Origin of the sequence: Bacteroides sp. FSHCM14E1, assembly GCF_019633785.1 — a bacterium.
Taxonomy (GTDB): Bacteria; Bacteroidota; Bacteroidia; order Bacteroidales; family Bacteroidaceae; genus Bacteroides; species Bacteroides hominis.
In genome coordinates this window covers 144,375-157,399 of the sequence record NZ_JADKYL010000011.1, presented here as the reverse complement: position 1 = coordinate 157,399, position 13,025 = coordinate 144,375, and the positions used below count along the sequence as shown (strand labels likewise).

Sequence of the window (13,025 nt, the reverse complement as noted above, 5' to 3'; positions counted from 1 at the left end):
GGGTTCCCTGTTTTTATGTATACTCCTGTCACTCTATTTGTTCTTTCGGATAATTCACCAAATAGAGTGTCTTCGATGCACGTGTGAAAGCTGTATATAGCCAGCGGAAATAATCCGGCGTCAGATATTCATCCGACATATACCCCTGATCGAGAAAAACATTCTGCCACTGCCCGCCCTGTGCCTTATGGCAAGTCACTGCATAAGCATACTTTACCTGCAAAGCATTGTAATGCGGATCTGCTTTCATCTTTTTCATTCGCTCCCGCTTGACAGTAATATCCGCATAGTCCTCAAGTACGGAATAAAAAAGCCGGTCATTTTCTGTTTTGGGCAAGGCAGGGGCATCCGAATGGAGTGTATCCAGCAACAAGTTTGCTTCAATTTCAAAATCATTATAATCCGGGAATGAAAGAACCACTTCGGCAAACCGAAAACCATACAGTTCACGAGTACGTCTCACCCGGCGAACCACGGCAATCTCTCCGTTCGCTATGAAATCCATTTCTTTATACCTCTCAGTCCAGTAATAATTATTCTTCGCTATCATTAGCAAATCACCCGTATTCAGTTCATCTTCCCGGTAAAGAATCTGGGCACGTATACCTTTATTATATATATTGGCCCGCTTATTGGAACGACATACCACAATCGTCTCGTCCATGCCATCTTTTTCGTAACATCCGGTCAGGGTCTCAATCAGCTCGTCACCGGGTACTACCTTTATATCCGGAAATCCACTCACTTTTATCTTAGGCAACGAGTAACACTCCTCTTCAGCAATTAACCGGCGTATTTGAGTCGCATTCCATAATATACCAGATGCCTGTACCTGACGCACCACTTGTGTCAGATCGACCTCTGTCACATTCAGTCCGTATCCTTTCAATGCCTCTGTAACAAGTGCAGGACTTTGCTCTTCCCCTACCGGAGGCAGCTGGGCTGTATCTCCCATCAACAGCAAACGGCATCCTGCACCGGAATAAACAAACTCGACCAGATCATCCAAAAGCCGCCCCGTACCAAACATAGATCCCGACAAACCTTCATTCGAAATCATGGAAGCTTCATCTACAATATATAATGTATGGGTGGTAAGATTATCATTGATTGAAAAATTACTTACTTCATTCGAAAATGCCTGCTGTCTGTATATCTTTTTATGAATGGTAAAAGCCGGATGTCCCGCGTAAGCAGAAAATACCTTAGCTGCCCTCCCCGTAGGCGCCAGCAATACTGATTTCTGTTGTAACTTATCCATCGCTTTCACCAAGGCTCCGACAAGAGAAGTCTTTCCGGTTCCTGCATATCCACGAAGCACAAAAACCGTCTCATTAGCCGTAGAAAGTAGAAACTCTGAAAGAGATTTTACAGCTATTTCTTGCTCAAAAGTTGGCTGATAAGAAAAATTTTCCTTAATTTGCCGCTCTAAATAGTTATTTATCATTTTTGTACGAGAAAAAAGTTACAAGAACTATCGTTAATTAGATTTATTTATTTTATTTTTGCGCTACGAATATAAACTAAAAAAAACATATTTATCATGAAAACAGTATTTAATATCGTACTAGGTCTATGCGTAATTGCTTTGGTTTACATTTGCTATGCCAGCATCATGGGTCCTATCAACTTCGAAAATGCTAAAAAGCACAGAGACAAAGCAGTTGTTGCCCGCTTGATCGATATTCGTAAAGCTCAGGCAGAATATCGTAATATCTACAAGCAGTACACTGCAAGCTTTGACACACTGATCGATTTCGTTAAGACACAAAAGATTCCTTTCGTATCTAAAGAAGGCGTATTGAGCGACAAGCAGCTGGAAGACGGTATGACTGAAAAGAAAGCTATGGCTATGATCAACAAGGCTAAAAAGACTAACAACTGGAAAGAAGTTGAAGCTGCCGGCTTGATGGGCTTCAAACGTGATACAATATGGGTTGCCGTAACAGATACTATCTACGATAAGTCATTCAATGCAGACTCTTTGAGATACGTTCCGTTCGGTGGCGGTGCACAGTTTGAAATGTACACCAGAAACGATACAACTAAATCAGGAGCTCCTATCTTCCTGTTCCAGGCTAATACTCCGTATGATGTATACTTGAACGGACTTGACAAGCAAGAAATCGCAAACTTGAAAGATGTTCAAACCAAACTGGGTAAATATCCAGGCTTGATGGTAGGTTCTATTGACACTCCGAACAACGGCGCAGGTAACTGGGAATAATCCGAATATGCCCGATAGAGCAATTGCAGAAACGATTGACTTTAGTAAATCGGAACAATATACATTGTCCATCCGTCTTAGTACGGATGGATTTTCTTTTTCTATCTACAATCCGATTCACGATAGTTCGCTCTCTTTCTTTGAGAAAGAGGTCGAGCCTTCATTATCTCTTACAGCCAACCTCAAAAAGGCTTTTCGTGAATTAAACTTTCTGAATCATACTTACAAACGGGTAAACATCCTGATGGCGGACAAACGTTTCACACTAATCCCCCTTGAACTGTTTGAGGATGATCAGTCCGAAATGGTATTCTACCACAACCACACTCCCAAAGAAAATGAAACAATAAAATACAATATTTTAAAAAAGAATAATGCCGTAGTCATCTTCGGTATGGACAAAAGCACTTATCAATTCTTGTCCGATCACTACCCTGAGGCAAGATTTTATTCACAGGCAGCCCCATTAGCAGAATATTTTTCAACAAAAAGCAGATTAGGCAACAGTAAAAAGATATATGCCTCTATCCGCCACAATGCCATCGACTTTTTCTGTTACGAACGCGGACATCTGCTTCTTGCCAATTCATTTGAATGTCGCAAAACAGATGACCGAATCTACTATCTCCTCTATCTTTGGAAACAACTGAATTTCGACCAGGAGCGAGACGAACTTCACCTGACAGGTGTATTTGACGATAAAGAGAAACTAACGCAGGAATTACGTAAATACATTCAACAAGTATTCATAATGAACCCTGCAAGCAATATTGACATGCAAGCCTTATTAACATGCGAGTAATCAGCGGAATATATAAAAGAAGAAGATTTGATGTGCCCAGAACATTCAAAGCACGTCCCACAACAGATTTTGCCAAAGAAAATCTGTTTAACGTTTTATCCAACTACATGGACTTCGAAGACGGCATTGTTGCCCTTGACCTCTTTGCCGGTACAGGCAGCATCAGCATTGAACTGGTGTCGCGCGGTTGCGACCGTGTAATCAGTGTAGAGAAAGATGGTGCCCATCATGCTTTTATCAGTAAAATAATGAAGGAAGTGCAGACGGATAAATGCCTGCCTATACGTGGAGATGTATTCAAATTCATTAATGGCAGTCATGAGCAATTCGACTTTATTTTTGCCGACCCTCCTTATGAACTGAAAGAACTGGAAACAATCCCGGATCTGGTTTTCGAAAACAATATGTTGAAAGAAAACGGACTTTTTGTCCTGGAGCATGGCAAAAAGAATAACTTTGAGGATAATCCCCATTTCATTGAAAGAAGAGTATACGGTAGTGTAAACTTCTCTTTTTTCAGATAAACTGCAGAAGATACACTTTACAGCAAAGGAGCGAGCAAACGGACTACGGACTCCATCGCTTTCTGCCTCCAGGAACGCTTCTCCCAGTTCTTCAAGAAGATCTGGGTACTTTCCCGTTGATCCTGTAAAAAGATCTCCCGCATCTGTAGGGCAGTCTCCATATCGTACATAAAGGCATTTACTTCGAAATTGTGTTCGAAACTGCGAAAATCGAGATTGGTAGACCCCACGGTTGAAAGCATATCATCTGAAACCATCAATTTGGAATGCAGGAATCCCTTTTTATAAAAATAGACCTTGACTCCTGCCCGCAAAGCATCTGCCAGATAAGAACAGGAACCTAAGTGCGTCACTCGGTTGTCTGCATGTTCAGGCAACATCAACCTGACATCTACCCCGGCTAATGCCGCAGTCTGCATAGCAACCAGTATCTGTTCGGTAGGCAGGAAGTAAGGAGTCTGCATATAGAAATATTTCTTGGCACCGGATATGGCAACCGTCAATCCCTGCATGATTTCTTTCCAAGGTCCAATCGGTTCACTCGTTACAATCTGTACCAAAGAGTTGCCACAGGCCTCTATCTTAGGAAAATAACGTGAAGCCGTAATCAAGGTACGATCTACAAAATACCAATCCAGCAAAAAGGCAGTCTGCAGACCATGTACGGCCTTTCCTTCAAGCATTATATGCGTATCCCGCCAAATTCCCCAAGAGAAACCGCGCATATAACGTTCGGCAAGATTCATTCCTCCTACAAATCCGATACGACCGTCTATCACTACAATCTTTCGGTGATTACGATAGTTGACCTTACTCGTAAATAGGGGAAAACGTACTTTCAGAAAACTCCGCACCTCAATTCCGGCATCACGCATCTCTTCAAAGAATCTATGAGGAACGTGCCAGCACCCTACATCATCATAAATCACACGTACCTCAACTCCCTCGCGTGCCTTCTCTATCAATACATCACGCACCAGACGCCCCACCGGATCATCTTCAAAGATATAATATTCCATATGAATATGGAATCTGGCCTTTTGCAGCTCTCGCAATAAAGCCTGAAGTTTAGAATATCCGCCAGTATAAATATCCACCCGGTTTCCTTCGAACGGAAAGGCTTGGTTCGTGTTCTGAAACAGTTGTATCAGACGGGCATATTCTTTCGGCGTTTCACAGCAGTTCTGTGCCAGATACTCTGCCATCGGCTTTTTGAGTAATCGATTGTAACTTTTCTTACCGATAATCTTCTCACGCCGCTGGCTGCGCCCGAAAAAGAAATAGAAAACCAACCCTACAACCGGAAGGAACATAAGGATCAGAATCCATGCCATTGTCTTTACCGGATTACGATTGTCGAGAATCACGATGACAATCGTACCGATAATAGCCCCGAAATAAATAATATCAAAAGCAACGGTAGCTATTACGCTTGCTATGTAGTTCCAATCTATCATATTCACCCTCCGCGTATTATACAAACAACAAATGTATGGAAAATATCGGATACGGACAACAACTGTCCCGATTCAAAACGACAATCCCTCCGAACAGATGCAAAATTAAAGAGATTTTGCAATCTATCCGGAGGGAGTTATCAGGTTAGTCTTTTATTAAAAATGAGGACGTCCGCCTCCAAAACCGCCGGGACCTCTGCCGGGTCCGCCAAATCCTCTACGTCCGCCGCTATTCATCATCTTTTCACGGGCCGCTTTACTACCAAAGATATTCAGGCGATAAATGAAGTGTACCATACAGTAACTATTGATACCATTATATTCGGATACCGAACGCATATCGGCTGTCAACGAACGGCTGATGTTGCTCTGCTGCCTAAGGATATCATATACTTCAAAACTGATAGTACCTGCACCTTTCAGCAACGACTGCGCAAGTTGTGCATTCCAGATCAGTTCATTACGATTCATACTCGAATCACGATAACCACGACGGCTTTGATTAGTGATGTTAGTAGCCAAGGTCATCTTCCAGGGCATCGTTATATTGGTACTTGCCCCATAAGAATATGTATAAGGTTCCTGATTATTCTCCGGACGGAGTCTATTACGTTCTGCTGTATAATTGATTGAACCATTCAACGAAAACTCGAACCAGTCATTACGATAAGAGCCTGTAACCCTCTCGCCCAACATCAAACCGGTACTTGTATTTCTATCATTGTTTTTCGTATCCTGATTGTAGAGGAACGCTACATTATTCTGATAATTGATGTTGGTAAAAGTATTAATCGTATACTTCTTGTTCCTCAAAGCTGTATTGAAACCGAACAAACCAAAAGCATTCCAGTTACCGTTAATATTTTCCGGACGCGTAATCAAACCACCGGTTTCTTCATTATAACGAGTACTATTGCTGATACTGTTCTGTGTAGCAGTAAAGCTGAAATGGGTCATAATTCCACGCTGTTTCTCTGCATTGTATGTATTGTAGAATAAACGCATCGTATGTGCAAAAGAAGGTTTCAACCCGGGATTACCCATACGGATATTCAATGGGTTTGAGTTGTCGGTTATAGGTAACAGATTCTCCATAGTAGGTTGACTGCTACGTCCCCGGTAGGTAAAGCGCAACTGACTCACCTTTGAGAAACGGAAGCGTAAATCCATATTCGGTGCAAAGTTAAACACAGTACGTGTCGTATCGATCATATAGTCTCCCTTTTTATAGGACAAAGTGGAATTCTGCGGCTGGAAAGACATACCTACATTCAACTGATACTTCTGACGAATGAAGCGTAAACCCACTGAAGCATCATGGTTATAGTAACGATATTCGGCATTCTTACTCAAGCTGTCCACTGCATGAGCTTCGTATCCGGAAGGAAGGGTCCCCCCGATAGTCCAATCGGGATAATCCAGTAAATCGAATGTGGTCTTGTCACTTTTACTGTATTTGTACTGGAACTGGTAGCTGAATTGTAAGAAAGTAGCCTTTGCAATCGGTTCGCTATAAGTCACTTGTGCCGTATAGTTATAATTGTGTGTAGGAGTTGTAATATACTGATTACGATACAAGATGGAGTCACCCCCCAAATGATTCAACAATTGGTAATAACGTGTTTCGGATTGCGTATATTGGTCGTTATCATTATCACCATAACCGAAAACCCCACGGAAAGTCAGGTTACGTCCTTTATTATTCAATTTCCGGTTAACCTGCAAAGTGGCATTTCCCGACAGACTATTCCCCTTGGACAGCGAAGCACTGTTGGTAGCATTTACACGGATATCTTTCAGCGGATCATCGGAAAGATTGTCAAAATTCAGATAATCATTCGGATTTGCCACCAGATTGAAAGGATCTTCATTAAAGGTTCCCGACTCCGAAAGAGAAGCATTGTTGGTTCTTCCATAAGAAAAATTCGGGCGAAAAATAATATTTGTCAGCGTATCTGGTTTCCACTCCATACGGAAGTCGGCATTCACATTTGTCCCCTTATTCCGGTTCTTATTATTCGAATTAGAATATGAATTACCATTCTGAAGGAAGCGTTCGGAAGAGTTGATACTCGAAATATCTCCATCCTGGAAATTATAACGTACACTACCTCCCAGTTCAATCTTGTTGGTCTGAGTGGCAAAGGTAGCTCCTAACATTTTAGTGGCATTCAAGCCATTGTTGCTCCGCCAGCGCGGCCCTCCACCTCCACCGGAGAAACCCTGATCGTTTACATTGTTTGCCGAACCAATAATCGAAAACTGAGTATTATCAATAAAGCGATTCAACATCATTCGTCCGGTATAACGGTCCTTAGTACCGGCTCCCAGATCTGCATTGCCAAACCATCCTTGATTCATTCCTTTCTTCACGGTCAGGTCAAGCACCGTTTCCTCTTCGCCATCGTCAATACCCGTCACACGTGCCAAATCTGATTTTTTATCATAAGTTTTCAGCTTATCGACCATGTCTACAGGAAGATTCTTTAAACCGGTCTTTACGTCTCCACCAAAGAATTCCTTACCGTCGACCATAATTTTTTTCAGTTCTTTCCCATTGATTTTGACATTACCATCATCATCTATTTCAGCACCCGGAAGCTTCTTAACCAACTCCTCCAACATAGCACCCTCAGGCGTACGATAAGCACTGGAATTATACATCAACGTATCTTCTACTACCGTCACCTGCGGAGCTTCGGCCACCACAACTGCTTCTTTAAGCATAACAGCATCGGTTGCCAATTCGATATTTCCCATCTTTTTGGCAGGAACATTAGCCGTTAACTGAACGGGGATAACTTTTGTGATGTATCCGATAAAAGATACTTTAAGCAGATATTTTCCCGGTTTCTGCTTGGATAAAGAGAAGTAGCCTTGTGCTGAAGTGGTCATACCCGCTACCTGAGCACTGTCGGGGAGAGATAATAACTGCACGGCAGCGAGTTCGACCGGTTCTTTCGTACCGGCCTCTATTACACGTCCCGATACGGTTACAATTTTGTTTTGCGCATAAGTGGATAGGGTAACTGTCAGCAGCAACACCATCCAGATCAATAGTTTCTTCATTTGCCTGTAGGTTGAATAATAACAATCGTTTGTTTGACAACCTTTAAGGCAAAAGGTTTAATTTAAACACGATTATCTTTTAAAGATTTTATCGACTTGTGCCTTTTTCATACCAAACTCAAGACATAGCACATTGATAATGAGGAAAATAAGAAAGGAAGAAGTATCAACTGTCATGATATCTCCCGTTGCTACCCGATAAAGCATCCCCCCAAATAAAAAAAGTACTGTCAAAAAGATGGCGTTACGAGTCGCCTTGTTCCGTATAATCTCCGTTTCACGCCCTTCATTACGCGATAAAGCAAAGAGAATCATCACTGCTCCCAACATCATCAGCAGCTTGGTGCATTCCTTATAGAACAACAGGTTACTGTCTGTCACCATTCCTTGCATCACTAACAGGAACGGAATGAATAACGATACAAAAAGAATCACATATCCTAACGGACGGCAGAATACAGGTAATAATGCTTTCATTTTATCTAAAATTAATGTCACAAAGATAGCTTTTTCTCATAAACGAAACTCTATGTTTTACATTTTTAAGTGCTAAGTTTCACTATTTATCTCCGAACCCCTATCTTTGCAGTATATAAAAAAACATCGAACCATTATGAGTAAACAAGAAGTCATTCTTTGCGAGAATCTGGAAAGCAGTATAGGACGTGCCGTCGAAAACTGCCCACACGACCGCCTGTTCATTCTCACCGACGATCATACTCACCGTCTCTGTCTGTCACAACTGATGAATCTGCCGTTCCTGAAGGATGCGGTTGAAATCACTATCGGAGCCGAAGACGTTCATAAAACACTTGAAACACTGGCCTCCGTTTGGCAAGTGTTAAGTGAAAAAGGTGCTACCCGCCACTCACTCCTTATCAATCTCGGAGGTGGAATGGTGACTGACTTAGGCGGATTTGCCGCTGCCACATTCAAACGCGGCATCGCTTACATCAATATTCCCACTACCCTGCTGGCGATGGTAGACGCTTCTGTAGGCGGAAAGACCGGAATCAATTTTAACGGGTTGAAAAACGAGATAGGTGCCTTTGCACCGGCATCCAGTGTATTAATCGAAACAGAGTTCCTCCGTACACTCGATGCACACAATTTCTTTTCCGGCTATGCCGAAATGCTGAAACACGGACTGATCAGTAACACTGCTCACTGGGCGGAACTACTCGCATTCGATACAGAAAAGATGGACTATCGATACCTGAAAGAGTTGGTGGGACGTTCCGTACAAGTAAAAGAAGACATAGTAGAGCAAGACCCGTTTGAACACGGTATCCGCAAAGTGTTGAATTTGGGACATACCGTAGGACATGCTTTTGAAAGCCTGGCTCTTGCCGAGAACCGTCCGGTCCTCCACGGGTACGCCGTAGCCTGGGGAATTGTTTGCGAACTCTATCTGTCACATTTAAAAACCGGTTTTCCGAAAGACAAGATGCGTCAGACCATCCAATTCATAAAAGATAATTATGGCGCTTTCACGTTCGACTGCAAACAGTACGAACGCCTATACGGATTCATGCAGCATGATAAGAAAAACAATGCAGGTGTCATAAACTTCACGCTTCTGAAAGAAATCGGCGATATCAGTATCAACCAGACAACGGACAAAGATACTATTTTCGAAATGTTCGACTTCTACCGGGAGTGCATGGGTATGTAAAGCAGGCATCGTGACAGAGGTATCCACTTCCGATCATGAATAAATGAAGTACCACATAAGAAGCATAAGACGAATCGGCAGGTTGCGAAAATCACAACTAATACGAATGACCACCCGCCTTTACAATCCCAAGGGGTATCAGGAAATATTAGCATAATGCATTATTAACTAATCATTTAAATGGATAGTGATCTGTTCCCCAAACCTTTGTTTTAACACAATGTTAAAACAAAGGTTTGGGGAATAAAAGACTTGTTCTCTAACGTCAAGAAACAAATCTTTTGCAAAGAAGAGTTTTATTATCTCATATTCAGATTAACAATGTTAATGGATCGTTTCACCCAAAGACTCTACTCTCTGAGCATGAAAAATGCTATAAAGGAGAAATAAATCATCCGAATATTTTGCTTATTAAAAATAAAATTCTACTTTTGCACTCGCAATTCGGGATGTAGCTCAGCCCGGTAGAGTACGCGTCTGGGGGTAATGAAATGAGCAAAGATTAGAAATATTACAATGCAATATAAATCAAGGAGTTAAGCAAATACTTAACTCCTTATTTTTTACATGCGAATAAAATTTGATTAAAGTTTTCGGACAAATTGGTGCAAATTCATCCAAAAACTTCTCCCAATCATTCCATTTGTATTTATTTGCCATACAAAGAAGGATAAAAATATCCCTCACCAAGAACTTCCTCTGCCTCCTTACTTCCACGTTCAGCAGCTTCATGATAAAATTTATAGGCTACTTCCAAATCTACGGTTTCACCATATAACCCTTTATGGTAAATCTCCCCTGTTAAATACAACGCATACGGGCTCCTTTTTTCCCTCAAATCAGATAATACACTCAAGGCAGACCGCACACACAATGGTTTTCTTGATTCCCCACCATAAAGAAATAGATTAAAAGCTTCCCACAATGCATCCTCGTCAACGAATGCAAGTTCCTTAAATCCATCTTTAGAAAACAATGCCGCACACCTAAAAAACTCAGCAGCCTCCAAAGGGTCTTTCTCTAAATCGGGAGCTCCATACTTATAAAGATACGCAAATGTAATGTCTGCTTTATCATGCCCTAAATTCCTTGCTTGGTTTAAATAAAACATTGCCTTATGCGTATTTTGCTCCACGTTTTGCCCTTTCAAATACATCATTCCTAACTTGAAAGCTGCCTCCGGGTCTGTATCCGTATTCTTGATGAGATTAAACAACCTACTCTCACAACGACCAACTGTAACACCATAGGCTTTTGACGTTTCTATTATCATAATTTTATATTTTTAGATTTATACTTTTTAAATTATCACTGCATATCTCGTTTAGAACGAAACATAAACATTAAAGCAAAGGAATTGGTCCATCACGTATTAAACGATTGTTGCTAAATAATTTTATTTTTCTCATGTTTTCAATATTCTATTCGGTCGTATAACGAAGAAATTGAAAACCACTTCTGTTAATTTATGGTTAATAAACACACGTTAGAAGTTAATAAATATCAATATAAAAACTAAACTAAAGACAATCTTAAAATCAAATGAATTGTTATAGGAAAGTTGCAATAAAAAAAATCTTTTACCTCTCTATTAGGAACAAACCCAATATAACAAACAGGGTAGGACAACCATCGCCCTACCCTTGTCTTAGACGCTCCGTTAGAAGCCTCATTGTTACCAATTGCTACTCGTATATAGAATAAGCCTCAACAGGTTCGTGTACTTTAAGAATACCCGTCCCCATTCTTTTATAGTTTAAATAGACAAGCCTGTTATCCAGTGTTTCCCAGTACAAAGAATATTGCCCTTTTTTAGTTATACTTACTTCAATCGCCTTTTTCATGTCCTCAATAGGAATAAATTGATTAGGTGCAGCATAACTTACCTTAGCATTTTCAAAATAGGAAAATCCATGCTTATCATATACAACCTTACCACGATGCTCCTTTATATTTAGCTCCGGATGAAATATCATACTAAAGAACACTTTACTATTAACAACTTTCGCAGTCTTCCCACTTGTGCTTGACGGTTCGTATTCTATTTCACCATGTGATTGCTCATTTTGCAGCTCTGCATTCAATACAACTTCATCCTTTTGAATGACTGCAACCCGTTTATTAGTGTCAACAACAGCGATATAAGTATGGAAAGAATGAGGCTGTAAATTAAATGATTTAACCTCACCGGCATTGTCGAAGAACTCCTTAACAACTTGTTGTTTTAGACTGTCTTGTAGGTATTGAACTCCATACGGATAAAGTTCTTCAAGTTTATTTCGGGCTGCATTTTCAACTTCCTGTTTAGCAACTTTTTCCTCTATCCTTTTACGTCTTTCAGGGGTATCTTTTATTGGATAGACCGACAAACTCCCCGAACCACCTATATGTAATTCAATTAGCTTATCCTTTTCAAACGTTTCACTTTGCATCTGCCCATAATTGTCAAGAAAACGACTTAGTTTTGTAGAAGTCATTACAATGACTTCCGTCATATTCCCGATTTCAAAGCCTGTATAAACATATCTTCCATTATCCATACCTTTATAACTGAGGCTTAACGAATATTTTACATAGCCATATCTAAACTCCATTCCATAGGAGTTTTTCTTTTCTGAATAGCTAATTTCAAATGTATTACCGCCGTATATCGGTTTACCCGTATAGGGATTAGGACACAGATAATCGGGATATTCAAAAGCCTTAATAGAATTGGAGTTTTGAGCATAAGCAGAAAGAACCATTATTACGCTCATCAGAAACAGCAAAGTCCTTTTCATAATACTGTAATTTGCTCCCCACAGCCCCGACAGGAAAGGTTTATATAAAAAGATAGCGTGAGGCTGTTAGAATTATCTGTCTTTAGAGGTTCTGGACAAACCCACCACACGAGATAAAACGACACCCCACGCCAAGCCATATATATCACTGATATATACAAGATTAGCATGAGCGTTTGTATCGTCTATCCCCGTGTGGTTCGAAATTGTCCAGATTTCTAAAAACGGGATAAAGCTAAACGCTTCCTTTAATTAATATGTCGCCAGCAGACCTTAGCCTATTGACGGGGCAAATATAACTAAAATCCAGCGTCCTACAAACGTTTTTAGGGATGTCGTGGAACAAAATTACTCATTTATTGATGCTTTACAAGTCGGCATAAAAAAAAATCTACTGCAAATCTCGTTATAATTCTATCGCTTTATCTTGTTTTTAATTCAAAGTCAATGGCAATATACTTTTTATTACTACTTTTGCGTTGAATATATAA

10 protein-coding genes are annotated in these 13,025 nt (G+C 40.7%); 4 read left to right on the top strand and 6 right to left on the bottom strand.

All coding sequences use genetic code 11. The annotated features are described in order from the left end of the window. Positions 1-28: 28 nt before the first annotated feature. Complete coding sequence (locus ISX59_RS16385; protein WP_032539586.1) at positions 29-1,447, bottom strand: ATP-dependent RecD-like DNA helicase; 1,419 nt, start codon at positions 1,445-1,447, stop codon at positions 29-31. A 96-nt stretch (positions 1,448-1,543) separates the two neighbouring features. Between ISX59_RS16385 and ISX59_RS16380 the strand changes: the two genes are divergently transcribed. From ISX59_RS16380 to ISX59_RS16370, 3 genes are read left to right on the top strand one after another with little or no spacing between them, the layout of a single operon-like run. Beyond that, a complete protein-coding gene (locus tag ISX59_RS16380) occupies positions 1,544-2,227 on the top strand; it encodes a hypothetical protein (protein WP_005810469.1) in 684 nt (227 codons plus the stop codon). A gap of 7 nt (positions 2,228-2,234) precedes the next feature. After that, complete coding sequence (locus ISX59_RS16375) at positions 2,235-3,029, top strand: DUF3822 family protein (protein ID WP_005810471.1); 795 nt, start codon at positions 2,235-2,237, stop codon at positions 3,027-3,029. Then, positions 3,020-3,553, top strand: a complete 534-nt coding sequence (locus tag ISX59_RS16370) for an RsmD family RNA methyltransferase (RefSeq protein ID WP_032529912.1) — start codon at positions 3,020-3,022, stop codon at positions 3,551-3,553. The genes ISX59_RS16375 and ISX59_RS16370 overlap by 10 nt, the downstream gene beginning before the upstream one ends. A gap of 17 nt (positions 3,554-3,570) precedes the next feature. On the opposite strand, the gene cls is transcribed toward ISX59_RS16370, so the two are convergent. From cls to ISX59_RS16355, 3 genes are all read right to left on the bottom strand, one after another. After that, positions 3,571-5,010 (bottom strand): cardiolipin synthase, encoded by a 1,440-nt coding sequence (gene cls, locus ISX59_RS16365; protein ID WP_005810475.1) that lies wholly within the window; start codon positions 5,008-5,010, stop codon positions 3,571-3,573. Between the two features lie 156 nt (positions 5,011-5,166). Continuing rightward, positions 5,167-8,079, bottom strand: a complete 2,913-nt coding sequence (locus ISX59_RS16360; RefSeq protein WP_220576072.1) for a TonB-dependent receptor — start codon at positions 8,077-8,079, stop codon at positions 5,167-5,169. A 72-nt stretch (positions 8,080-8,151) separates the two neighbouring features. Beyond that, the gene (locus ISX59_RS16355) at positions 8,152-8,556 is read right to left on the bottom strand and encodes a hypothetical protein (RefSeq protein ID WP_005810481.1); all 405 of its coding nucleotides are present in this window, start codon (positions 8,554-8,556) and stop codon (positions 8,152-8,154) included. Positions 8,557-8,692: 136 nt separating this feature from the next. On the opposite strand from ISX59_RS16355, the gene aroB reads away from it, so the two are divergent. After that, positions 8,693-9,754 (top strand): 3-dehydroquinate synthase, encoded by a 1,062-nt coding sequence (aroB, locus tag ISX59_RS16350; RefSeq protein ID WP_122200386.1) that lies wholly within the window; start codon positions 8,693-8,695, stop codon positions 9,752-9,754. A gap of 649 nt (positions 9,755-10,403) precedes the next feature. Here the strand turns inward: aroB and ISX59_RS16345 are convergent. Both ISX59_RS16345 and ISX59_RS16340 read right to left on the bottom strand, forming a co-directional pair. Then, a complete protein-coding gene (locus ISX59_RS16345) occupies positions 10,404-11,027 on the bottom strand; it encodes a tetratricopeptide repeat protein (RefSeq protein WP_053873557.1) in 624 nt (207 codons plus the stop codon). A gap of 412 nt (positions 11,028-11,439) precedes the next feature. After that, positions 11,440-12,534: a hypothetical protein gene (locus ISX59_RS16340; RefSeq protein ID WP_250703095.1), complete on the bottom strand. Its 1,095-nt coding sequence runs from the start codon at positions 12,532-12,534 to the stop codon at positions 11,440-11,442. Between the last annotated feature and the right edge of the window lie 491 nt (positions 12,535-13,025).